The organism is Roseobacter sp. CCS2, assembly GCF_000169435.1.
Classification (GTDB): domain Bacteria; phylum Pseudomonadota; class Alphaproteobacteria; order Rhodobacterales; family Rhodobacteraceae; genus Yoonia.
Genome location: NZ_AAYB01000002.1, coordinates 430,534 through 453,249, shown reverse-complemented (window position 1 = coordinate 453,249; position 22,716 = coordinate 430,534). Strand labels below are relative to the sequence as shown.

Sequence of the window (22,716 nt, the reverse complement as noted above, 5' to 3'; positions counted from 1 at the left end):
CAGTATTAATCAGCAAGCGGCACAAACGTGCGCCCACCAAGGATGGTGCGCAGCGTGTAGGCGGTTTGGATCAGGGCGGCGTATGAGGTTGCGGCGGCCTCGGCGCGGGACAGGAAATACATCTGGTCATTGCGGCAGGCGTGCAGCACATCACAATACCCCGGCAAAACGCCCTCAAAATAGCCACGCACAGCGTCCGGGGTGTAACCCGCTGACGAGCGGTATGTGGTGATGATGAAATCCCCGTCAAACTCGGGCATAAGCTCTGCGCTGAATTCTTCGATCACGTTTTGCTTGGCGTTTTCGATCAAATCAGGGCGATCAAACCCGGCATCAATCAGGACCTTCCCGATGGTGCCGTAAGGGTTGTATGCAAACAACTGCCCCTCATAGGCATGGATCGTCGAAATGGTCATGGCTCCAGTGTTAATCTCGTCTCGGATGGCATCAATGTGGATTTGGTAACGCCGTTTGAGAAGTTCCAAGGAGGCGTCAGTGCCCGTGAGGTCGGCCAAAAGGTCGAAGACGCTCCATTCATCGCGGGTACTGATGTCGACCACGAATGTGGGGGCAATCAGACGTAGTTGTTCCACATCGGCGGGTTGCCATGCCGTTGTGATAATCAGGTCAAGGTTCTGGGCCGCGATGCGTTCGACCTCAATCGGGCGGTTGCCAACCCATTCGATATCAGAATTGTCAAAGTCCACGCCCGTCAGAGGGGCGGAGCCGCGAATGAACGCCTCTTCGAGTGTTTCACCGCGCCCGTGACTGCCGACGGGGAATACACCCAATTCGATCATCGGAATGGTGATGACAAGGTCATGGCCGGAAATAATCCGCTGTGGATTGACGGGGATCGTGACCTCAACCCCCGTGTCATCAACGATCGTGCGGGTGTCTTGCGCCCTTGCCTGCACTGTCAGGATCAGAGCCATCACAATGGCGGCAAGGATGAGTTTCAGGGTGGCAAACCCCGGCGTGTGTTTTGGATTGAATCGATTCATTGAAAGGTCCTCCCGGCTGTCAGAAGAATGAGGCCATAATGCTCTCATTGAGGGACTTGATTGAATAACCCGCCCAAATATCGCGCTCATACCAAAACGCATTGCCAGTCTGGGCCGCAGAAAGACTGCGCCAGATATCATTGCCGGCAGACATCCAGCCATTGGTCAATTTAGGGATGGTTTGCCCAAAACGAGGGGCGTAACTGATCAACACAATATCACCGTCAAATGCGGCTATATTCTCAACGCTCATCCCCGTGATATTTTCGATGGCAGCAGTTTGCAATTCTGGCCGCGCAAAGCCCGCGTCGCTCAAGACTTGTTCAAGCGCACCCCAGTTGGGATAGAACCATATCCCGTCGGCATCGATATCAAGCCGCGAAACAGTAATTTCAGATGGGTCCCCTACGATGTCGCGCAGATCTTCTATCCGTCTTTCGTATGTGGTTATGCGACCTGTATAGGCATCTGACATGCCAGCCGCATCAGCGAGAAAGCCGAGGTGTTCGAGGTAGGCAAGGTTTGCGGGCACCGTGATTGTTGGCGCAAGCGCCCATACTGGCGTGTTGATATGTGCGGCCGATCATGAAATCGGCTCGGAAACAAGAATTGGCATCTAATCATTTCCGGAGACTTGATCCAGCTGGTCACGGTTTCTCGCGTATTTTCAGCCAATTCAAACTGTACAGGCTTATTCGTTTTATTTTGAACCACAGACACTCTTTCTCGCACCCGGTCATCCCTGATTAAATCCGAGATCTTGAGTGAGATTAGGTCGCAACCTCGCAACTTGCTGTCGATTTCGACATTAAACAAAGCTAGATCGCGAAGATTTCCCGCGAGTTCTAGACGCGCGCGGATGGCCCAAACCTGCTTGGGAAGTAATGGGCGCTTTTGCCCGACCAGGCGCCCCTTGTTCCAAGCTCTGCGTTTCTGGGTGACTGCGGGAAGTTGGACTCTTGGCATAATTTGCCCTCCATCCAACCCTCCAGCCCAAACATCAACATAGCGCTGACGACGTATAGTAGCCTGAAAACTGAGGTCGGGTTCGCCGCTGAAGCATCATCACGTGTTTCTGCGAAAGCAAAAGGCAGCTGCGAGCCCATACCTCCCAAATGTTGCATCGCAATCATGTCGACAGTGAACGCCCTTCACTTAGTTGATAATACGTTGTTTCAGAAGTATCGTGTGCGCATGAAACCGAACCCCAAAACACTTGTTGAGAGCTTCTACGCCAACATTTGGAACAGACGCGACTTTGACGTCGCGCACAACATAATAGCTGCTGACTTCAGATTCAGAGGGTCTCTTGGGCCAGAGAAGAAGGGCATTGACGGTTTTCTCGAATATGTGGACGCCGTCCACACTGCTCTTGGCAACTACACATGCATTATCGACAACCTAGTACTCACAGATGACCGTGTTGCAGCGCGGATGACTTTCCGAGGTACTCATCAGGCCGAGTTTTTTGGTGTTGCGGCAACCAAAAAAGAGATTGAATGGGCGGGTGCAGCGTTTTTCGCAGTATCAGGCGATAAGTTATCACACCTTTGGGTGCTTGGTGATGTGGATGCTGTGAAGCAACAATTAGGCGCATCTTCTGTCGGCCAGTTCTGAATTTAGATGTCGGCTTTGTCCCGCATAGCGGGCATTGGCTGCCGCTTCCGATCACTCTCAATGCGCCTCAGCCCAGTTCGCGCCCTGCCCTGCATCCACCGCCAGCTTCACATCCAGTTTCACCGCAGGGTCGCTCGCGTTTTCCATCACATCGCGGGCGGCGGTGATCAGGTCGTCGACAGCACCTTCTTCAACCTCAAAGATTAGTTCGTCGTGAACCTGTAGCAGCATCTTTGCAGGCAGCCCCGCAATCGCATCCGGCATCCGGATCATCGCCCGCCGGATCACATCTGCCGCCGTGCCTTGAATCGGCGCGTTGATCGCGGCCCGTTTTGCGAACCCCGCATGAGGACCCTTCGCATTAATCTCAGGCGTATTGATCTTGCGTCCGAAAAGCGTCTGCACGTAGCTGTTCTCTTTGGCGAACGCGACGGTGTCATCCATATATTTGCGAATACCGGGGAAGCGTTCGAAATACCGGTCAATGAACCCCTGCGCCTCACCACGTGGAATGCGCAGGTTGCGCGCAAGACCAAAGCCGGAAATGCCATAGATCACACCAAAGTTGATCGCTTTCGCCTGCCGCCGCACATCCGGCGTCATTTCATCCAGCGGCACATCAAACATTTCTGACGCGGTCATCGCGTGAATGTCGATCCCGTCAAGAAACGCCTGTTTCAGCGCATCAATGCCCGCGATATGCGCCAAAATACGCAGTTCAATCTGGGAATAATCAAGGCTGACAATGACCTTACCGTCCTCGGCCACAAAGGCTTCGCGAATACGCCGCCCTTCTTCGGACCGCACTGGAATATTCTGCAAATTCGGGTCGGTTGAGGCCAGACGCCCGGTGTTCGCACCAGCGATGGAGTATGACGTATGCACCCGCCCCGTCTCAGCATTGATATGTTCTTGCAGCGCATCGGTATAGGTCGATTTCAGCTTCGACAGTTGCCGCCAATCCAGAATACGGCGCGGCATGTCATGCAAGGTGGCAAGGTCTTCCAACACATCCGCCCCGGTGGAATAGGCCCCGGTTTTGCCGGTCGAGGGTTTCTTGCCATCGGGCATTTCCAGACCCATCTCATCAAACAGGATTTCACCCAATTGCTTGGGCGAACCTACGTTGAAAGGCCGACCAGCCATTTCCTGTATCTCATCCTCCAGACCCGCCATTTTCTGAGCAAAGGCATTCGACATCCGGCTAAGTGTGTCGCGGTCCACCTTGATCCCGTGCCGCTCCATCTGCGCCAGTACCGGCACCAACGGACGCTCCATCGTTTCGTAAACGGTCGTCACCCTGTTCATATGCAATTGCGGCTTGAACTGTTGCCACAGGCGCAGGGTGATATCGGCATCCTCAGCGGCATATTTCACGGCATCATCAACCGGCACCCGATCAAAAGTGATCGCGGATTTCCCACTGCCCAGCAATGGCTTAATAGGAATGGGCGTATGCCCCAGATAGCGTTCTGATAACGTATCCATGCCATGATTATGCTTGCCCGCATTCATGGCGTAGGACATCAGCATCGTGTCATCAATCGGCGCCACGTCAATATCCAGACGCGCGAAAATCTTGGCATCATACTTCATGTTCTGACCGATTTTGATAACCGCAGGATCCTGCAAAACCGGTTTGAGCATCGCCAGACATTCGTCAAAATCCATTTGCCCCTCGGCCATCTCATCCGATCCGAATAGATCATCTGATGCGGCAGATTTATGGGTCAGGGGAATATAGCACGCCTGCCCCGCTTCAACACAAAGCGAGATGCCGACCAGTTCGGCAATCATCTCGTTCAGGCCCGTTGTTTCGGTATCAACCGCCACGTAGCCGCGCGCGCGAATACGGTCGATCCAAACCTGCAAGGCGGCGGCATCACGCACACATTCGTAAGCGTCAGGGTCAAACGCGACCGCCTCAGGTGTCGCAACCTCCGTCGCAGCGGGTGCTGCTGCTTCAACGACAGGGGCCTCCAAACCCAGCTTGTCGGCAATGCGTTTTGTAACGGTGCGGAATTCCATTTCGGTCAGGAACCCCATCAAGACCTCCGGATCAGGGTCTTTCACCTCCAGATCATCCAGTCCGAACGCCAGCGTCATCTCGCAATCCAGCTGCACCAGCTTCTTGGACAACTCAATCTGTTCGCGGTTCTCAATCAGCGTTTCGCGGCGCTTGGGTTGTTTGATCTCTTCGGCCCGGTCCAGCAGGCTTTCCAAATCGCCATACTCGTTGATCAGCAAGGCCGCCGTCTTGATCCCGATCCCCGGTGCGCCCGGCACATTGTCAACGCTGTCGCCAGCAAGCGCCTGCACATCGACCACACGGTTTGGCCCGACGCCAAACTTCTCAACCACACCGTCGCTATCAATCCGCTTGTTCTTCATCGGATCAAGCATCTCGACCCCATCGCCCACCAACTGCATCAAATCCTTGTCCGACGACACAATCGTCACACGGCCACCGGCATCACGCGCCTGATGGGACAGGGTTGCGATAATATCATCCGCCTCGAACCCTTCCATCTCTTCACAGGCGATATTGAACGCCTTCGTCGCCGTGCGCGTCAGCGGGATCTGCGGGCGCAAATCCTCTGGCATCGCGTCGCGGTTGGCCTTGTATTGATCATACATATCGTTGCGAAACGTATGGCTGCCTTTGTCAAAAATCACCGCAACATGGGTCGCCGCATCGGCCCCATTATTCCCCTCAACATAGCGCTGCAGCATGTTCACAAATCCGCTTACGGCCCCTACTGGCAGGCCATCGGACTTGCGCGTCAGGGGCGGAAGCGCATGATAGGCGCGAAAGATAAACGCCGAGCCGTCAATCAGATGCAGGTGACAGCCTTTGCCGAATTTCGTTTCCATCTGAAGTCATCCCCACATTGCTTGAGAAAGGTTTTGCCATGATCCGCCTGATCGTTCCAGTGACCATCTGCCTTGCAGCACCACTTGACGCAGAAACCTGCGAAAACGTGCCCTACAGCCAGTCGAATTGCGTGCGCGTTCTGGCCTGCGTCGGGGATCAGGGCCTGTATTTTGATGGGGAAGCACGCGGTTGGGATACGGGGCCAGTCACTGGTAAAATCTCAAACGGGATTACCTGCGACGGTACTTGGACAGCGGATGGACCGTTTGGTGCAGGCATGGGGCAGATGACCTGCGAAAACGGTGTGGATATCGGGGTGATCTATCACACCCAAGACAATGAAACCGGCACAGTGATCGGCAATGGCAGTGACAGTCTGGGGCAGCCGATCCAAATCTGGTCTGGCGAAAACGTGCTGGAGTTCTTGACACCCGACGGGTCGGTCAGCCCGCGCCTGCCCTGCATGAGCGGACCCATCCCGATGAGCTGATCGGCTGGCCATGTGCCGTTTAGGGCAGCGACCAAGTAAACGGTGTCCAAATACCAACCCGAATGCCAGCCTGTCTGAGCATATCGCCAACCCAGACATTACAGGTGCGAAACAGATGAAACCGTCCCTTGGCAGGATAGAACAGATCACTGCCGTTCAAACCGGGATGATCCAACGGCGGCAACGAGGTATTTTCAAAATCAAACAGTACGGCGCGCGTGAGGGCATCCAACTGATCAAGCGACACATTCACCCATGTAATCGCAACAGGATCCGTAATCTCGCCACCGACAAAGACGCGCATGACCGCATCATCACCACTGATCGCGCGCCAGACCGGGCCGGGCCTGAGGTCGGCATAGCTTCCGGTTGTCATGTAAAACTCGCGGGCGCCCCAGCCTGCCACGATCCACGCGACGTCGGGGTGGGTTACGGGCAACCCACCTTCCTGCAAAAAGCCAAACGCCGTTCTGATTTCAGGGATGGCAGGCAGCAACAGATCTGTATGGATAGGGCCCCGCAGCAAACCAATCCGAAACTCCGAGGTTTGAACCGACGGATCGCCTGTTTTAATAAGACCGCCAACCGTCCCGGCAAAAAGATACAACAAGATCGGCAAGCAAAGCGCGAAAAGAATGCGACGGATCAGACTTTGCCCTCGAATTCCTTATGCACCAGTTTGGCATCGCAATAGGGGCATTCGACCCAGCCATGATCTTGCGGAATTTGCAGCCAGACACGGGGGTGGCCCAACGCGCCTTCGCCACCATCACAGGCCACACGCCAATCATGAACAATGCGGATCTCGGGTGCAGGTGTGGACATGATTACTCTCATCTGGTTGCCGCGGACCGTTGCCCGCCTTAAGTCTGCAACAGACATACCGCAGACGCGGGTAAGGGGAAAGACGGCATGAGCGACAACGCCATAGAAATTCAAGGGCTGAAAAAGACATATGCCGCCACAGGGCGCAGCCCCGCGAAAGAGGCGCTGAAGGGCGTTGACCTGACCATTCCGCGCGGATCCATCTTTGGGCTTTTGGGGCCGAATGGTGCAGGCAAATCCACGTTGATCAATATCTTGGCCGGTCTGGTCGTCAAATCTGCGGGCAGTGTGAAAATCTGGGGTTTTGACCAAGATAAAAACCCGCGCCAATCCCGTGCTGCTATTGGGATCATGCCGCAAGAACCACATCTTGATCCGTTCTTTACGCCTGCCGGATCGCTGGACGTGCAAGCGGGCCTTTACGGTGTGCCCAAAAGCCAACGCAAAACCGCAGAAATCCTTGATCTGATTGGACTGACCGACAAGGCTGATGCTTATGCGCGCTCCCTCTCGGGTGGTATGCGACGCAGATTGCTATTGGGAAAAGCACTCGTTCATTCACCGCAGATCCTTGTGCTGGATGAACCAACTGCAGGCGTGGATATCGAATTACGCAACATGCTGTGGCAAAACGTGCGCAGGCTGAACGAACAAGGCATGACGATCATCCTGACCACACACTACCTCGAAGAGGCCGAGGAAATGTGCGATGACATCGCCATCATCAACCACGGCGAGGTGATCATCAAAGACAGCACCGCCAATCTGCTGGGGCGGCTGGACAGCAAGACGCTTGTCATCACGCCGGAAACCGATGCTGATCTGCCCGCGTTGCCCGACAAAATCACAGGCCAGAAGCATGCCAATGGCACACTGACGTTTACCTACCAAAGTGGCACGACACCTGCCGACCAAATCCTGTCATTGGTCCGCGACGCCGGGATCACGATTAAGGACGTCAAAACCGAAGAAGCCGATCTTGAAGATGTGTTCCTGTCGCTCACCTCGTCGCGCAACGGCTAGACATTCTTTGTCCAATCAATGCGGCAACATCCGCCCCAACTGACGTCCGCCCAAAATATGCATGTGATAGTGCGGCACGTCTTGCACGCCGTGGGTACGGGTATTTGCGATGCTGCGGAAACCGTCCTTCACATCCGTGATACGGCAAACTTCGGCAACGGCCTGCATAAAGCCTGCCTGTTCTTGCGGTGATGCATCGCGCGCGAAATGATCCAAACTGACATAGGGCCCCTTGGGGATGATCAGGACATGGACAGGCGCTTGCGGGGCGATATCCTCAAACGCGAGCGCATGGTCATTTTCAAAGACAGTCTTATTCGGGATTTCACCACGCAGGATTTTGGCAAAGATATTCTGGTCGTCGTAAGCGTATTCCATAGGGGTCCTCAATCAACAAAGAGATAGGGTGTTTCAGCAAGGGTGCGGGCCACCTCGGGTGACACGCTCAAGAACTGCGCGATAGCATGGGCATTCTCGTCACATGTGGCGGTTTCCTTGATGCGGCTTGTATGTATAAACTTGGCATCCCGGATGGCATCACGTTCGTAAATCATATCATGGCGTATCGTCGGCAATAGACGCTCCAACGTGGCTTCGCTGGTTTGTGGGCCGGCCAATCCGACACGCATGGCATGGCCCACCAGATAGTCATCATCAAAACTGCACTCGATCTCAAGCATCCGCACTGTTGCACGATCAGCAAAAAAATCAGTCATCAGATCAAGGCTAGAAGTATCAAGGCAGATCACCAGCCGGTCGCTATCATAATGTTCAAACAGCATCCGCATTAACGCCCGCCTATGGCGCCCCCGCTTTTGCAGCGAACTTTCGATGCCGCCCAGATCAGGCATATCAGTATCATCTTCATTAAAGACGTATTCGATCGCTGGCACATTTGTATGATGCTGAATAGCCGCAACCAGCCGCTTGGCCACATGCCATTTCTTGCATGCAATGATCATCAGCTCACGACTGCGACCAAGCGTCGTTTCATTTTCCCAGAACCGCGGGGCAAAGCGGCGTCCGATACGCCCGCGCCCGGTGAGGAACTGAAACAGATTGCGACCTTCGTCCGAGATCACGAAATCCATGCGATCACTGGCATAAAGCGCGCCCAGCCGTTCCCTTAAATCTGCTGCCTCTGCACTGATTTTACGGGCAAAAAGCGACCCCTGGCCCAAAAGCAGATCATAGTGGTCATTATAAAACGTCACTGGCATCCCGTAATCTGTGAACATCAAAAACGTGAGCGTCCGGTTCTCAATCTCACGCGCCGGGACAAGGTGACGAACCAAAGTTTGAAAGAACGTTTCATCCGGGATCCACGTAGTGCGGAAAAACCGCATCACATCGCGGCGCGCATAGGCAAATTCAAGCACCGCTTCGACCGTCTGACGGCGCAGGCACCACCATTGGCTGCCAATCATGATCTGCAAATCGTCTGGGATCTTGCGTGTCATCTTGAAGCGCTTTTGCAGCTCCAGTGCTGTATAAAACCGGCGCTTTTGCGTGCGTTCGTTGAAGAAGTGGCGATAGATTAGACGTTCTTCGCGGAAACCTGTTTTGATCCAGTTACTTTCAAAGAAGTCATGACTTTCGATATAATCAACATCGTTTTCGTCCAGCAAACGATGCGCGAAACCGGCCGATTTAATCGGCATGCAGTCGCCTGAGACCATGTAAAAATGGGTGGCACGCGGGAAGGCCGTCACCGCTGCCTCAACCGCGTGCAGCGTCGCTTGCACAAGGCTCCACTCGCCCCAACCGCATTTCACGCGGCTTTTGGCAAAGGCCACATTGGGATTGTCCCCCAGTGTTGTCAAAAGCGTCTGGTAATCCGCCGCTGAAGCCGAGGCATCAAAATGGATCGCGATGTAATCACCAGCCGCAGTCAATTGTTCGGCCTGCTGGATGATCACAGCCGGATTTTTATGACAAAGCAGAATAAAGGCGACACGTGCCATAGGTTTCAAGCGATCTTAGTTGTGTTCTAAGCTGTCATAACGCGAACAGACATTGAAGTGACAGGCTTTCTTTGCTTTGAAGGTGGCGACAATTGGGCAGGAGCGTAAAGGTGGCAAATTTTCCCGGAACATGGATGACCCAAAGCGAAAGCGTGGTCTATCGTGTCGTGCCGAAATGCGCCTGTTCCAGCATCGGTCAGATTATGTATTATTCGGACCATGGGCAGTTCTTCGATGGTGACATCCACGATGCCAAAACGGGCATTCATAAATGGGCGCTTGATGACAGCAGGCCGCTGATAGAAGCCAATGTCAAAGCACACCAAAGCTATGCGTTTACCTGTGTGCGCAATCCCTATACCCGGATTTTGTCATCATTCTTTGACAAAATCTGTGGTGTGCAGCGCAACGGCAAATACTACCGCGGCAACCTTGTTCCGCTCCTGATTCAGAAATACGGGATCGAAGTGGGTGATCCTGAAAGCGGTTTTGAATTCGACCAGATCAAAAGCTTTCGTCGCTTTTTGCTATTCGCCCGCGACACCATCCGTTGGCGGCGTCCGATGGAGCCTGATATCCATTGGTCTGCGATGTCTGGTCATATTTCAACGTTCATTGCGAATGGGGGGCGTTATGACAACATCTTTTGGACCGAGAAGTTTGACGAGGGCATGCAAAGCGTATTGAACGGGATCAAGACCACACACCCCATCGATCTGTCCAGCATCCCGCGTTTCAACGAAAGCGAAGGGCATGGGCCCAAGCGCGCGCATCCTGTTGCGGATTACTTTGACGATCTATCGATGCATATTGTGTATGAAATCTACAAACGCGACTTTCGGATTTTCAAATACGATTTCGAAAACCCCGCAAACAAAATGCCTGTTAGCGACATTGACCTTGATGAAGTGCACGCCAAACTTGGCTAGGTGTCGCACCTGTGGCGCCGTTGCAAAGGGGGCTGTCTGCCCCCTCGGCCTGCGGCCTCACCCCCGAAGGTATTTTTCAACATGAGAAGATAAGGGTCGACAGTTTCACGGATCACCCTAAGTGCCTGATCGAAAAGGCAAAGGAAATCTTGACGTGTCTGTCGTTCTTATCCTTGGCAGTGGCCCGAACGTTGTGGCCTGCCGCGATTGGCCTCGTGATCCCTTTGAACGGATTGTCGCGATTAATAACGCGTGGGCGGTGCGTTCTGATTGGGATGACTTGATTCACCCGGATGATTTTCCGGTGGAACGGATGCCCGTGGATATCGCCGCACACCAGCGCATCATTCGCGCGGCCGATTATGTGCCTTTGCAAAACACACTTGGCGGCTTTGTCTATGCCGGCGGGACGATGGCGTTTACAGCCAGCTATTGGGCGCTGGCCGCACTTAAGCCACGTGTGATTGCCGTGCTTGGATGTGACATGGTTTATTCCAGCACAACGACCCATTTCTATGGCACCGGAACTGCAGACCCGTTACGCGAGGACGTGACACTGCGGTCGCTTGAGGCAAAGTCTGCCCGGCTGATGGCCATTGCAGCAAGGCAGAACTGCGCGATGGTGAATATGTCATCAGATGAAAGCCGATTGGTGTTTCCCAGATCAACGCCAGCAGATGCGGCGAATGCGCAACCGCTGGCATTGAACAAAGACATTGTTCAGGCCGCCCTGGCAGAAGAAACTCGGCTTAATTATTACGTCCCGTCCGGTAAATACTGGAAGGAAGAGGACCGCTTTGATCCCACCGCTATTGATGCCCTCGACGCGCTTTGGCTTAAATCAGTCCCTGCTGCTTAAAAAGCGCCGTCAGGTTCGCTTCGGGCCGCGCACCAATATGGCTGATCACCTCAGAAGCTGCCACATTGCCCATTTTGGCACATGTTTCCAGATCATGACCATTTGTAAGCCCCCACAGGAAAGCACCCGCAAAGAGGTCGCCAGCACCGGTTGCATCTACAATATCCGTGGGCACCGCAGGCACATGCCAGCGCTGCCCATCAGCAAGCACATGCACGCCATTTTCGCTGTCAGTACATGCCACCATCGCAACTTCGGAGGCCGCCTGCGCAAGTGCGGCATCAAAATCGTCGGTCTGATACATTGACCCCATTTCAGCGCGATTACAAAACAGCAAATCAACATGATCCCGCACCATATCGCGAAAGGCATCACGATGCCGCTCAATACAGAATGGGTCAGAGAGCGTCAGCGATACGCGTCCCCCTGCCCCATGACATGCGGCAATGGCCTTGGCGAACGCGGCGTGGCTGTCGGGGCCGTCAAAACGATACCCTTCAAGATAGATCCATTCGGCATCTGCCATTTGTGTTTCGTCGATATCATCAGGTGATAGAAACTCGGTCACGCCCAGATAGGTATTCATCGACCGCTCACCATCGGGTGTCACAATCACAATGCAACGTCCCGTTTCGGCATCTTCGGTCTTTGGCGCCATCCTTGTTTCATAGCCTGCACCTTGCGCACGCAGGTCATGCGCAAAGATCGCCCCCAGCTGATCATCCTTGACCTTACCCACATAGGCCGTCTGCCCGCCCAGATGCGCAATGCCAGCAATTGTATTGGCTGCTGATCCGCCGCTGACCTCTTGCGCTGGACCGACGCGGGAATAAAGATCAACAGCACGCTCCATGTCGATCAGTTGCATGATGCCTTTCTCGACCCCGGCCTCGGCCAGAAACGCATCTTCAGCACGCGCCAAGACATCAACCATCGCATTGCCAATGCCGACAACCTGATATTTTTTCATAGATTTTTATCCTCAAACATACATAGATCGCGGATCAGACAAGCCGCGCATTTAGGTTTTCGCGCCACGCAGACGTAGCGACCATGCAGGATCATCCAGTGATGGGCATGGAGTTGGAAATCAGCGGGAATATGATCTTCAATAGCGCGTTCGACGGCGTCGACATCCTTACCCGGTGCGACACCACTGCGATTACCAAAGCGAAAAATATGGGTATCAACGGCCTGCGCAGGCTGACCCCACCACATATTCAGCACCACGTTGGCGGTCTTGCGGCCCACACCGGGCAGCGATTGCAGGGCAGCCCGCGAATTCGGGACAACGCCACCATATTCATCAACCAGAATTTGGCTCATCTTGATGACGTTTTTGGCCTTGTTACGATAAAGGCCAATTGTCCTGATATGTTCGGTCACGCCGTCGAGCCCCAGATCAAGCATCTTCTGCGGTGTATCGGCGATTTTGAACAGCGCTCGCGTCGCCTTGTTCACGCCAGCGTCCGTGGCCTGCGCCGAAAGGGCAACCGCGACGACCAGCGTATAGACGTTCACATGCTCAAGCTCGCCCTTGGGTTCGGGTTCTGCCGCATGGAACCGCTCAAAAATGTTGCGGATAGTGTGGTAATCAAGCTGTTTTGCCATGCAGACCCGTATGCCTTGAAGCCCCAAAGGGGGCAAGCGCCAGATGCGCAATTTCCGGGTCGCTTCGCGGGTCGGTTGCCCCTAATTTGAAAGACATGGAACAGACAGAGACATATCACTATCAAATTATGCGCCGTGCGATCGAAGCTATTGATGCAGCTGGCGATGAACCCCAAACGCTGGCCGATCTGGCCGCCGACATGAATATGAGCCCTGCACATTTTCAGCGGCTGTTTTCGTCATGGGTTGGTGTATCACCCAAACGCTATCAGCAATATCTGACATTGGCCCATGCCAAGACGCTGCTGCGTGACCGGTTCACGACACTGGAAACCGCATATGCGGTCGGGTTATCGGGCAGCGGGCGACTGCACGACCTTTTTGTGCGATGGGAAGCAATGAGCCCCGGTGACTATGCCCGCGACGGGGCCGACCTTACGATTTTCTGGGGGTGGTTTGAAAGCCACTTTGGCCCTGCTTTGGTTATGGGCACGGATAGAGGGATTTGTGGTCTGGCATTTGCTGCAGAAGCGGGACCAGAACCTGCCATGGCTGATCTTAAGTCGCGCTGGCCCAAGGCAGTTTTCGTTGAAGACCCCAGTTTCCTGCGCCCATGGGCAGAAGCGGCACTTGGGATGAATGGCGAAACCAAATTGCATATGATCGGCGCGCCCTTCCAGCTAAAGGTTTGGGAGGCGTTGTTGACCATCCCATCGGGTCATGTGACCACATATTCGGAAATCGCCCAATCCATCGGCAAACCCAAAGCGGTGCGCGCCGTCGGCACAGCGGTCGGGCGCAACCCGGTCAGTTGGCTGATCCCTTGTCACCGCGCCTTGCGCAAATCCGGCGCGCTGGGGGGGTATCATTGGGGGTTACCTGTGAAACGCGCGATGCTTGCTTGGGAATCTGCCAGAGCAGACGCGCAACACGAGCAAGCGTAAATCGGCAAAAGCCTGCTGGTATAGGCTGCGTTATTGGATATCATGGGAGAAATGGGCATAAGCTGTCCCATCAAACAGGCGCAATTGCCGCGCTCATACAAAATGGAACCATGACCATGACATTTACGAAGTTTCCCCTCGTGCTCGCTACTGCATCATTTACTTTTGTTGCTGCATGTGACCCCGCAGGCCCGAACCAGAACCAAAACACACAACAGGGCGCTTTGATCGGTGCTGGCGCTGGTGCTGTGCTTGGTGCTTTGACAAACAACGACGGTTCCGTCCGCGAACGCAATCAGGCCGCCCTTATCGGTGCAGCACTGGGTGCAGGCGTTGGTGCAGGCGTCGGTAACTCGCTTGATCGCCAGGCAGAAGACCTGCGTCGCCAGTTGCGCAACGATGTTGGCGTATCCAACAACGGTCGCGACCTTCGCGTTGTGCTAAGCGAGGATCTGCTTTTTGCAACCAACAGCACACAGTTGTCCGGCACCGCGCAACGCGAGCTGCGGATCGTGGCAAATTCACTGCAGCAGTATCCTGATTCAACTGTGAACGTGATCGGCCACACAGACAATGTCGGTGAAGCATCGTTCAACCAAGGTCTGTCAGAGCGTCGCGCTTCTGCCGTATCATCTGTCTTGGTCGGCGGTGGTGTTTCGCGAAACCGCATCAGAACAATTGGTGCGGGCGAAAACAACCCGGTTGCGTCCAACCTCAACGCTGCTGGCCGTCAGGCGAACCGCCGGGTCGAGATTGTGATCACGCCTAACTAAGCGCGTTCCATCATCAAACGCTTGGAAGGGGTTGCGGAAACGCGACCCCTTTCTTGTTGTGATATGCCCAATTTGGTCATATCATTTGACCAATATAAAGTGATTGATCCCATGCCCTTTGAACCCGTCCATCAAGAAAAACTGTCCCATGGCGTCATCCGCCAGATCGAAGGATTGATCTTGCGCGGCATCCTGCGCCCCGGTGAAAGGCTGCCCTCTGAACGGGAACTGAGCGAACGGATGAGCGTGTCGCGACCATCCTTGCGAGAGGCCCTGGCGGACCTACAGGACCGTGGCTTGCTGGCGTCCAAAGCAGGGGCTGGCGTTTATGTCGCCGATGTCCTTGGTTCTGCTTTTGCCCCGGCATTGGTCACGCTCTTTGCGACGCATGACGAAGCTGTCTTTGACTATATCAGCTTTCGTAGGGACATGGAGGGGCTGGCCGCAGAACGCGCCGCACGTCTTGCCAGCGACACCGACCTGAAGGTGATCAATACCATTTTCAACAAGATGGAAGCCGCCCACCAAAAGCGGAACCCCGCGGATGAGGCCCATCTAGACGCCGATTTTCATCTGTCGATCATCGAGGCCAGCCATAACGTCATCATGCTGCATATGATGCGGTCTATGTACGAATTGCTGCGCGAAGGCGTGTTCTACAATCGTACAGTCATGTTCAAACAACGGATGACGCGCGACACGTTGCTGGACCAGCACCGGGTGATCAACGACGCGCTGCAAAACCGTGACCCGATGGGCGCACGAAAAGCGGTTGAGGCCCATTTGAGCTTTGTGGAAAGCGCACTGTCAGATCAGCAAAAATCTGACCGCAACGAAGCTTTCGCGCAAAAGCGGTTAGAGCACGAAACCGGGCGTTAGCGCAGGCGCGATGCGCGCAGAAACTGGACCCAAAGCCATACAGAAATAACGGCCTGAATTGCGATCCCGATCAATACATAAGGATGCAGCACGCCCACCACCTGGCCCAGAATAACAGCGATATTCCAAAGCCAATGCCAGATGATCAGTGGCCATAGATTCCCGACACGCAAGGCAAGTGGTGCAAGAAAGACGCCTACGAAGACTGCAAAAATGACTTGCAAAGATGTGTCACCTGCCTCCTGACCCAACAGCGCATTGATGGCATGCAGCGCACCAAAGGATATCGCGCTTAGCAACATTGCCACCGGCACAGCCAATCTGGACATGGCGCCGCGTAGTAAAATGCCCCGAAAAATCACTTCTTCACCAAAGGCGATGCAGAACGTAACAATAACAAGCATCGCGATGCCCAAAGCACCAAACCCACGCCAAAGGGCTGGGGTAGCAGCCTGCGAAATGTCCAGAAACATGAAAACCAGAACCGTGCACGCCGGCAAAAACCAAAGCAGCCCAACCCACCTGATCCGCCCGAACCCGGCACCGACCCAACCAAAATATCGGGTCACAGCAAAGTAGCAGAAAAAGGCACCAACCAGCTGCACAGGAAGCAGTCTGAGCAGGGCTGTCGCAATATCAGCATTTTCAGCAAATGCACCAAGGGACAAAACGGCGCCAAGACCCACAATCGCGACATAGACAACCGCCGCCATGATCCCAGACCTGAGGCTAGGCATTGTCAAAACTCCTGCTCTTCGCCCCATATTATAGTCTCAAAGACCGCCCCGCCCCTGTCAACGAAAAAGCCCGGCTACGCATCACGCACCCGGGCTTTCGAAACAAATATCGTGATGAACTTAGTGCAGTTTCTCAGCAACCGTCGCGATAGAGTCGTCGATCAGCGCACCGGCAGACTTTGCATCCATCTGCTTGGCGATCACATCTTTGGCGGCGCCAACGGCCACAGCAATTGCTTGGTCGCGAACCTCTTTCACAGCGGATGCTTCGGCGCTTGCAATCTGTTCCTCAGCGGCGGCAAGACGACGGGTAATCGACTTGGCGATATCATCCTTTGCAGCGGTTGCCGCATTGGTCGCCTCTTCTTTGGCCGCAGCAACGATCCGCGCGGATTGCTCCTGCACTTCCTTTTGCTTGCGCTCATAACTAGCCAACAAAGACTGCGCTTCTTCGCGCAGTGCTTTTGCTTCGTCCAACTCAGCCTTGATGCTGTCGGCACGCTTGTCCAGCATACCACCCACAAGGCCGGGAACCTTGAAGTAAAGCAGGATGCCGATGAAGATCACGAACGCGATCAGAACGACAAAGTCAGTGTTTGCCAGTGAAAAGAAAGGCTTGTCACCAGCCGCCAAAGCGGGGCTTGCAACAATAGCTAAAAGGGTGGTGAGTGTCAGTCTCATGGTCTACCCTTTCATCCGCGCGTTCACTGCAGCAGTGATCGCTTTTGCATCAGCAGTGCCACCCATGGCAGCAACCAATTCCTTGGCTGTGTCCTTGGCAACGGCGGTCACGCTTTTTACCGCGCCTTCGCGAATTTCGCCAATGGCGGCTTCGCTTTCGGCTGTCTTTGCAGCGATCTGCGCGTCGGCTTTCTGTAGCTCGACATCCAGTTCTGCCTGAATTTCTGCTTTCGCTTCGGCCACAATCTTTTGGGCTTCGCTGCGGGCATCCAGAAGGGCTTGGTCGTAAGCAGCTTCAGCTTCAGCTGCTTTGTTCTTCAGCTCTTCGGCTGCCGCGATATCATTTGTGATGGTGCCCGAACGTTCTGCCAGAACCGCAGAAATGCGGGGCAAAGCGATGCGTGACATCACAAAGTAAAGTGTGATCAGCGTGACCAGTAGCCAGAAAATCTGGTTGGGCATCCAATCGGCGCAAAGCTGCGGCATGCCAAGGGCAGAACCCCCTGCATCTACGCATACGCCTGCGGCGTCTGTTGTTTCTGTTGCCATGATGGCCCCCGAATACCTTGATGTTTTACCGACCGACGCGAAGTCCCGCGTCAGTCAGCCGTAAGGATATGGGTCGTGTTCTTAAACAGCGAACATCAGCAGAAGCGACACGAGGAACGCGAAGATCCCCAAAGCTTCGGCAAATGCCAGACCGATGAACAATGTTGCTGTTTGACCAGCAGCAGCAGATGGGTTGCGCAATGCGCCTGCAAGATAGTTACCTGCAACTGTACCAACACCGATTGCGGCAGCGCCGGAACCGATTGCAGCCAGACCAGCGCCGATGTGTGCGAGTTCGCCTTCCATGTGAATTCTCCTTACGATTGGAAGTTGAGTAGATTGGCGGGACCCCCCGCCGTTGTTAGTGTGCCGGGTGAAGCGCGTCTTTCAGATAAACGCACGTCAGAATGGTGAAAACATAAGCTTGAATGCCGCAAACCAGCACCTCAAGACCGTAGATCGCGACGATGCCAAAGACAGCAACCGGGCTGACCAGTGTGAGTGCAGCAAAGCCCGCAAACACTTTTAAAACCGCGTGCCCCGCCATGATGTTACCAGCCAGACGGATGGAGTGGCTAACCGGGCGAACGAAGTAAGAAATCACTTCGATCACCGCAATAATCGGGCGCAGGACCGCTGGCGCATCAGACATCCAGAACAAACCAAGAAATGCAGGACCGTTTTTGACAAAGCCAAGGATCGTGACCGCAAAGAAAACGCCAAAACCAAGAACTGCGGTCACCGCAATCATGGAAGTTGGCGAATAAGACATCGGGATCAGCGCGAGGTAATTCGAGAAAAGGATGAACAGGAACAGCGTCATGATGTAAGGGAAATATTTCACCCCATCCTTACCGCAAACATCCTCAACCATCTTGTAAATAAAGCCGTAGATCAGCTCACCAATAGACTGCAAACGTGTTGGGATCACCGCACGACCGCGGCTGCCCAAAACGAAAACCGCGACAATCGCCAGCAATGCAATCGCCATCCAGAGTGTCAGGTTTGTGACCGTGTACCAGTGCACAGGACCGTCGCCAAACAGCGGCTTTACGATAAACTGATCCAGCGGGTGAAAGACCAAGCCACCTTCTTTTTCTTCAGCCACGTGCGTCGCCCTCTTCTTTTGCAGCCTCAAGCTGCTTTCTTTGCACCTCTTTGGCGGATCGCATCATGGTCAGAACACCGGCTGCGAGGCCAAAAAATACGAATAGCACCAGAAAAATCGGGGTTGTGCCCAAAAGGGTATCGATCCCGTATCCAATGCCAAAGCCAATCCCAAGACCGGCTACAAGCTCTATCACCATCCGCCAAGCAAGCTGCGCTTGAGAATAGTGTTCTTCTGAATGGTGCTTGACGACTTCCGGCTCTTTGAGCGCCGCAATCTTTGCTTCCAGTGCCTTGAGGCGGTCAGCGTCATGCGGTTCAGACATCGGTTTGCACCCTTCACAAGGTTGCGAAGGGTCTATGATCTGCCTCTCATAGAGTCAAGCGCGTGGTATAGTCGTATTTATGATTTTATATCAATATCTTAAAAGATGCATGGCTCACCAAAATTGCGACGCATAGCCTACGGAACGCTTAATCAGACGTTCAACCAAATGGTTGACTAACGCTTGATGGACCGCAGACCCGCACTTTGATCAAGCAGCCATTCCCGGAACAACCGCACCGCGCTGCGCCGCATCACGCCCTCGGCGGAAACCAAGTGATAACTGCCCATACGAAACCCAATATCAGAGCATCGGATCAGCCGACCAGAGGCGGCGTCAACTTCTGCGATCTCACTTGAGACAAGCAAAACGCCATGACCGGCCAAAGCCGTTTCATAAGCCAGCCGCGCCCGCATTCGCCAGTCCGATGGGGCGCCTGCCGGTGGCGGGCATCCGACCAATCCAGCCCATTTGCGCCATGTATCTGCGTGGCGATCGCGCAGCAGTGGCAACAACAATATCTCTTCCGGCGGCATCAGGCCTGACACGACAGTTGGCGCTGCAAAAGGATAAAGTGGCGCATTACTTAGCAGCGGTGCATCCTGTCCTTCGGGGCCTGCGTGAAAGAAACGCAAGGCAAGATCCGCTTCATAACGGCCCAGATCTGCGATGGCGCTGTTCGCCTGCAAGCGCAGCTCAATATCAGGGTAGCGTTGATAGAAATCGCCCAATCGCGGGATCAGCCATTTCATCGCAAAAAGGGGTTCGGCATCCACTGTCACTTGCCCTGCCGGCCGCTGATCAAACACCTCGGAAGCCTCAGCGATGCGGTCAAATGACGGGCTGAGTGCTGCAAGATACCGCGCGCCTGCCTGAGTCAGCGCGACACCACGCGGCAGATCGCGGAACAACTGGGCACCCAACCGATCCTCCAGCCCGCGCACATGTCTGCTGATGGCAGAATGGCTCACGCCAAGTTCCTGGGCCGCACCGGAAAAGCTTTGATGGCGGCCGGCGGCTTCAAAGGCACGCAAGGCATTCAATGGGGGCAAGGCACGAGGCATGTGCAAAGCGTGCCTTTTTCGCACATGTCATGTCAAGGAATTGACTTTGATATCAAGCAGACCTTCCCGCATCATCAACCTCAATATTTCAAACCATAGGTAGGAAATACCATGAAAATAATGACTGCACTGGCAGGCATCTGGTTGCGCCTTGCCAAATGGATGCGGCACGATCGCAGGAAACTGCCAAAATCAATCAGTGATCATGCGGCACGTGATATCGGTATGACCAAAGCAGAATTGGAGCGGCATCGCTTTGTCTGGCCGTCGGAATCCAACGACCGTCCGCTGCTATGAAATGCTGGTATGGTGGGCCATTGATTGCTAGGACGTGGCCGCATGACCCAAGCGCTTGATACCATTTTTGCAGCCCTCGCCGACCCAACCCGGCGCGCCATCCTTGCGATGCTGCTTGAGGATGACATGGCCGTCACCGACGTGGCGGAACCGTTTGAGATGTCATTGGCAGCGATTTCCAAGCACTTGGGTGTGCTGACTGCCGCTGGCCTGATCAGTCAGGAAAAACGGGGGCGGGTAAAATGGTGCAAGCTAGAGCCGGATATGCTGCGCGAAGCTTCGGTCTGGATGCAGGGCTTTGGCCAGATGGACGCGATAGATCTGGATGCGTTTGAAAGTTTTCTGGCGCAAGAGTTGAACACGTAAGGTGGATCATGATCCACCTTACATCACTCCTCGCGCAGCAGCAGAGCCAACGCCACAATCGTCAACAGCAACCCTGCTAAAACCAACGCAGGCGGCGGCGTGCCCCCCAACGCCAAAGCCCACACAATCACCCATGACGGCGTGAGATAGGTATAAGCCATCACCTTTGAACTTGGCAGTCGCAGCGTTGCAAATTGCAACAAGACAAAGGTCGCGGCGCTGGCGAAGACAGCCGTATAAAGGATTGTCACCCAAACAATCCCCGGCAGCGCACCCCAATCTGTAGCCATCAGGTCGCCCCACCCCCAGACGGTCAGCAACACCGACCCCGCCAGCAAAACACCAAACGAAAACACCACAGCCGTTTCGCCCCGGTTCAGCTTGCGCACCAGCGGCGTATAGATCGCGTGTGCGATGCAGCCGCAGAAATAGATGAACTCGCCCCGCCCCAGCTCAAACCGCAGGATCGCAGCAACATCAGCGCGAAAGATCACCCAGATCGCGCCTAGCGCGCCAATCAGCAACGCAAGGGCAATACGCGGCGTCAGCACCTGACGCAACAAGAGCCAGCCAAACCCCGCCGCCAGAATTGGCGTAAGCGTAAAGACTGCCGCAGCACTGACGGCCGGCGCGGTCTTGAGCCCCTCGAACATCAGCACAAAATAGGTGGTAAAAAGGGCCGCCAAGACCACATAGCGCCAAGGTGCTGCCACAGCCGCGCGCGAAAATCCTGTCGTTGATAAGGCAACGCCCCCTATAATCACGGTCGCGATCCAAAACCTTACCGCGTTCAGCGCACTTGGCGATATCTCATTGGCCGCAAGTGACCCCAGCGCAAAGGACCCCGCCACCAGCAAGGAAAAAAGCAGCATCGCCAGATGGCCAGCACGTTGGCCGGTCATCAGCACTCAAGCGTCTTGATGCGGTCTTTGAGGAAGCGCAGGAACGATTGCACCTTCGCCGTGCGATGCAAATCAACGTGGGTGACAATCCACAGTGGTGCCGACCACGTCTCTTGCCGCGGGATCACTTCGGTCAGTTCCGGATGCATGCGCAGCTCTTGCGCCAGCACGAAACCAATCCCTGCCCCCGCAACAATCGCGTCCTGCATATTCCGGTTGTCAGTGGCGCGGTAAACGAACCGGTCTTCGCTGACCATGTCGCGCAGCCAACGGGTAAAGGGCGCGCGGGACTTGTCATTGTCATGCGTCACGAAGACGTGGTTCTTCAGATCATCTTCATCTTTGGGTCGCCCATGTCGCGCGATATAAGCTTCTGATGCAACCAAGGCCATTTGCTGTTGCAGAAAGGGCTGTACCACATTGTCAGGTTCTTCCGGCATCGTGCCCGCCCGGATCGCCACATGGGCCTCACCATATTCCAATCGAAACACCCGGTCGCCCGTTCGGTACCGCACGCGGACCTCTGGGTGTTCCGCCTGAAAATTAACCAAAATTGGTGTCAGCATCCGTGATGCCATGCCTAAAGACGTCACCACCAAATCGCCAGAAACCCCTTCACCCTGCCCTTTGATACGGCCAGCCAATTGGGTGAACTGATCGTCCGTCGCCTGTGCCACCTGCAACAGGTCCTGCCCTGCCTCAGTTGCGGTATACCCCCGGGCGTGCCGCTGAAAGAGCTTTACGCCCAAGCGCTGCTCCAACGCGTCAATATGGCGAATGACAGTGGCATGGTGCACGCCAAGCTGATCGGCAGCACCACTTACAGTCCCCTTGCGCGCAACCTGAAAAGCGGTTCTGATTTCGTCCCAGTTATCCATCGGCAATCCTGTGCGC

The 22,716-nt window shown here is 54.7% G+C and carries 28 protein-coding genes and 1 pseudogene; 10 read left to right on the top strand and 19 right to left on the bottom strand.

Annotation, left to right across the window (positions count from 1 at the left end; translation table 11 throughout):
- Positions 1 to 5: 5 nt before the first annotated feature.
- The 3 genes and pseudogenes from RCCS2_RS08865 to RCCS2_RS18675 all read right to left on the bottom strand — a co-directional run.
- Positions 6 to 1,004 (bottom strand): ABC transporter substrate-binding protein, encoded by a 999-nt coding sequence (locus RCCS2_RS08865; protein ID WP_008233434.1) that lies wholly within the window; start codon positions 1,002 to 1,004, stop codon positions 6 to 8.
- Between the two features lie 19 nt (positions 1,005 to 1,023).
- Positions 1,024 to 1,536: a hypothetical protein gene (locus RCCS2_RS17900; protein ID WP_050770800.1), complete on the bottom strand. Its 513-nt coding sequence runs from the start codon at positions 1,534 to 1,536 to the stop codon at positions 1,024 to 1,026.
- A 14-nt stretch (positions 1,537 to 1,550) separates the two neighbouring features.
- A pseudogene (locus RCCS2_RS18675) lies at positions 1,551 to 1,970 on the bottom strand (integrase); the annotation flags it as partial.
- Between the two features lie 228 nt (positions 1,971 to 2,198).
- On the opposite strand from RCCS2_RS18675, the gene RCCS2_RS08850 reads away from it, so the two are divergent.
- The gene (locus RCCS2_RS08850; protein ID WP_037293968.1) at positions 2,199 to 2,621 is read left to right on the top strand and encodes an ester cyclase; all 423 of its coding nucleotides are present in this window, start codon (positions 2,199 to 2,201) and stop codon (positions 2,619 to 2,621) included.
- Between the two features lie 57 nt (positions 2,622 to 2,678).
- Here the strand turns inward: RCCS2_RS08850 and polA are convergent, their stop codons facing one another.
- Positions 2,679 to 5,495 (bottom strand): DNA polymerase I, encoded by a 2,817-nt coding sequence (gene polA, locus RCCS2_RS08845; RefSeq protein WP_008233430.1) that lies wholly within the window; start codon positions 5,493 to 5,495, stop codon positions 2,679 to 2,681.
- Positions 5,496 to 5,533: 38 nt separating this feature from the next.
- On the opposite strand from polA, the gene RCCS2_RS08840 reads away from it, so the two are divergent.
- Positions 5,534 to 5,986, top strand: a complete 453-nt coding sequence (locus RCCS2_RS08840; protein WP_037293787.1) for a hypothetical protein — start codon at positions 5,534 to 5,536, stop codon at positions 5,984 to 5,986.
- 19 nt (positions 5,987 to 6,005) lie between these two features.
- Here RCCS2_RS08840 and RCCS2_RS08835 read toward each other — a convergent pair whose 3' ends face one another.
- Positions 6,006 to 6,605 (bottom strand): TIGR02117 family protein, encoded by a 600-nt coding sequence (locus tag RCCS2_RS08835; protein WP_050770799.1) that lies wholly within the window; start codon positions 6,603 to 6,605, stop codon positions 6,006 to 6,008.
- Positions 6,606 to 6,631: 26 nt separating this feature from the next.
- On the bottom strand, positions 6,632 to 6,811 hold the full coding sequence (locus tag RCCS2_RS08830) for a zinc-finger domain-containing protein (protein ID WP_008233426.1): 180 nt from the start codon (positions 6,809 to 6,811) through the stop codon (positions 6,632 to 6,634).
- Between the two features lie 87 nt (positions 6,812 to 6,898).
- On the opposite strand from RCCS2_RS08830, the gene RCCS2_RS08825 reads away from it, so the two are divergent.
- A complete protein-coding gene (locus RCCS2_RS08825) occupies positions 6,899 to 7,834 on the top strand; it encodes an ABC transporter ATP-binding protein (protein ID WP_008233425.1) in 936 nt (311 codons plus the stop codon).
- A gap of 15 nt (positions 7,835 to 7,849) precedes the next feature.
- On the opposite strand, the gene RCCS2_RS08820 is transcribed toward RCCS2_RS08825, so the two are convergent.
- Both RCCS2_RS08820 and RCCS2_RS08815 read right to left on the bottom strand, forming a co-directional pair.
- Positions 7,850 to 8,212 carry an HIT domain-containing protein gene (locus tag RCCS2_RS08820; protein ID WP_008233424.1) on the bottom strand — a complete coding sequence of 121 codons (363 nt, stop codon included), beginning with the start codon at positions 8,210 to 8,212 and terminating at the stop codon, positions 7,850 to 7,852.
- A gap of 8 nt (positions 8,213 to 8,220) precedes the next feature.
- Positions 8,221 to 9,798 carry a DUF5928 domain-containing protein gene (locus tag RCCS2_RS08815; protein WP_008233422.1) on the bottom strand — a complete coding sequence of 526 codons (1,578 nt, stop codon included), beginning with the start codon at positions 9,796 to 9,798 and terminating at the stop codon, positions 8,221 to 8,223.
- A 134-nt stretch (positions 9,799 to 9,932) separates the two neighbouring features.
- Here RCCS2_RS08815 and RCCS2_RS08810 point away from each other — a divergent pair, with 134 nt between their 5' ends.
- Entirely contained in the window at positions 9,933 to 10,727 is a 795-nt protein-coding gene (locus tag RCCS2_RS08810) for a sulfotransferase family protein (protein WP_008233412.1), read from the top strand.
- Between the two features lie 154 nt (positions 10,728 to 10,881).
- Positions 10,882 to 11,586 carry a hypothetical protein gene (locus tag RCCS2_RS08805; RefSeq protein WP_037293784.1) on the top strand — a complete coding sequence of 235 codons (705 nt, stop codon included), beginning with the start codon at positions 10,882 to 10,884 and terminating at the stop codon, positions 11,584 to 11,586.
- Here RCCS2_RS08805 and RCCS2_RS08800 read toward each other — a convergent pair.
- Positions 11,564 to 12,556 (bottom strand): adenosine kinase, encoded by a 993-nt coding sequence (locus tag RCCS2_RS08800; RefSeq protein ID WP_008233403.1) that lies wholly within the window; start codon positions 12,554 to 12,556, stop codon positions 11,564 to 11,566. The two genes, RCCS2_RS08805 and RCCS2_RS08800, sit on opposite strands and share 23 nt — an antisense overlap.
- Positions 12,553 to 13,197 (bottom strand): endonuclease III, encoded by a 645-nt coding sequence (gene nth, locus RCCS2_RS08795; RefSeq protein ID WP_008233402.1) that lies wholly within the window; start codon positions 13,195 to 13,197, stop codon positions 12,553 to 12,555. Before nth ends, RCCS2_RS08800 begins: the two co-directional genes overlap by 4 nt.
- A 95-nt stretch (positions 13,198 to 13,292) precedes the next feature.
- Here nth and RCCS2_RS08790 point away from each other — a divergent pair, with 95 nt between their 5' ends.
- The 3 genes from RCCS2_RS08790 (at position 13,293) to RCCS2_RS08780 (ending at position 15,793) form a co-directional block, all read left to right on the top strand.
- Positions 13,293 to 14,141 (top strand): bifunctional helix-turn-helix domain-containing protein/methylated-DNA--[protein]-cysteine S-methyltransferase, encoded by an 849-nt coding sequence (locus RCCS2_RS08790; protein ID WP_008233401.1) that lies wholly within the window; start codon positions 13,293 to 13,295, stop codon positions 14,139 to 14,141.
- A gap of 116 nt (positions 14,142 to 14,257) precedes the next feature.
- Positions 14,258 to 14,914 (top strand): OmpA family protein, encoded by a 657-nt coding sequence (locus RCCS2_RS08785; RefSeq protein WP_037293964.1) that lies wholly within the window; start codon positions 14,258 to 14,260, stop codon positions 14,912 to 14,914.
- 111 nt (positions 14,915 to 15,025) lie between these two features.
- Entirely contained in the window at positions 15,026 to 15,793 is a 768-nt protein-coding gene (locus tag RCCS2_RS08780) for a FadR/GntR family transcriptional regulator (protein ID WP_037293963.1), read from the top strand.
- Here RCCS2_RS08780 and RCCS2_RS08775 read toward each other — a convergent pair.
- The 7 genes from RCCS2_RS08775 to RCCS2_RS08745 all read right to left on the bottom strand — a co-directional run bounded on the left by RCCS2_RS08775 (position 15,790) and on the right by RCCS2_RS08745 (position 20,257).
- Positions 15,790 to 16,530 (bottom strand): CPBP family intramembrane glutamic endopeptidase, encoded by a 741-nt coding sequence (locus RCCS2_RS08775; RefSeq protein WP_198007024.1) that lies wholly within the window; start codon positions 16,528 to 16,530, stop codon positions 15,790 to 15,792. The genes RCCS2_RS08780 and RCCS2_RS08775 overlap by 4 nt on opposite strands.
- A gap of 120 nt (positions 16,531 to 16,650) precedes the next feature.
- A complete protein-coding gene (locus RCCS2_RS08770) occupies positions 16,651 to 17,211 on the bottom strand; it encodes a F0F1 ATP synthase subunit B (RefSeq protein ID WP_037293782.1) in 561 nt (186 codons plus the stop codon).
- A gap of 3 nt (positions 17,212 to 17,214) precedes the next feature.
- Complete coding sequence (locus RCCS2_RS08765; RefSeq protein WP_008233396.1) at positions 17,215 to 17,760, bottom strand: F0F1 ATP synthase subunit B'; 546 nt, start codon at positions 17,758 to 17,760, stop codon at positions 17,215 to 17,217.
- A gap of 81 nt (positions 17,761 to 17,841) precedes the next feature.
- Positions 17,842 to 18,066, bottom strand: a complete 225-nt coding sequence (locus RCCS2_RS08760; protein ID WP_008233394.1) for a F0F1 ATP synthase subunit C — start codon at positions 18,064 to 18,066, stop codon at positions 17,842 to 17,844.
- A gap of 55 nt (positions 18,067 to 18,121) precedes the next feature.
- Positions 18,122 to 18,868 carry a F0F1 ATP synthase subunit A gene (locus RCCS2_RS08755; RefSeq protein WP_008233392.1) on the bottom strand — a complete coding sequence of 249 codons (747 nt, stop codon included), beginning with the start codon at positions 18,866 to 18,868 and terminating at the stop codon, positions 18,122 to 18,124.
- Positions 18,861 to 19,193 carry an AtpZ/AtpI family protein gene (locus RCCS2_RS08750; protein ID WP_008233390.1) on the bottom strand — a complete coding sequence of 111 codons (333 nt, stop codon included), beginning with the start codon at positions 19,191 to 19,193 and terminating at the stop codon, positions 18,861 to 18,863. The genes RCCS2_RS08755 and RCCS2_RS08750 overlap by 8 nt, the downstream gene beginning before the upstream one ends.
- Positions 19,194 to 19,369: 176 nt before the next feature.
- On the bottom strand, positions 19,370 to 20,257 hold the full coding sequence (locus tag RCCS2_RS08745; protein WP_008233388.1) for a LysR substrate-binding domain-containing protein: 888 nt from the start codon (positions 20,255 to 20,257) through the stop codon (positions 19,370 to 19,372).
- A 111-nt stretch (positions 20,258 to 20,368) separates the two neighbouring features.
- Between RCCS2_RS08745 and RCCS2_RS18335 the strand changes: the two genes are divergently transcribed.
- Together RCCS2_RS18335 and RCCS2_RS08740 are read left to right on the top strand one after the other, a co-directional pair.
- On the top strand, positions 20,369 to 20,554 hold the full coding sequence (locus tag RCCS2_RS18335) for a hypothetical protein (protein ID WP_198007023.1): 186 nt from the start codon (positions 20,369 to 20,371) through the stop codon (positions 20,552 to 20,554).
- Positions 20,555 to 20,596: 42 nt separating this feature from the next.
- Positions 20,597 to 20,920 carry an ArsR/SmtB family transcription factor gene (locus RCCS2_RS08740; RefSeq protein ID WP_008233384.1) on the top strand — a complete coding sequence of 108 codons (324 nt, stop codon included), beginning with the start codon at positions 20,597 to 20,599 and terminating at the stop codon, positions 20,918 to 20,920.
- A gap of 23 nt (positions 20,921 to 20,943) precedes the next feature.
- Here RCCS2_RS08740 and RCCS2_RS08735 read toward each other — a convergent pair whose 3' ends face one another.
- Together RCCS2_RS08735 and RCCS2_RS08730 are read right to left on the bottom strand one after the other, a co-directional pair.
- Positions 20,944 to 21,822, bottom strand: coding sequence for a DMT family transporter (locus tag RCCS2_RS08735; protein ID WP_008233382.1), 879 nt, complete (start codon positions 21,820 to 21,822; stop codon positions 20,944 to 20,946).
- The gene (locus RCCS2_RS08730) at positions 21,822 to 22,700 is read right to left on the bottom strand and encodes a LysR family transcriptional regulator (RefSeq protein WP_008233381.1); all 879 of its coding nucleotides are present in this window, start codon (positions 22,698 to 22,700) and stop codon (positions 21,822 to 21,824) included. Before RCCS2_RS08730 ends, RCCS2_RS08735 begins: the two co-directional genes overlap by 1 nt.
- Positions 22,701 to 22,716: the final 16 nt, after the last annotated feature.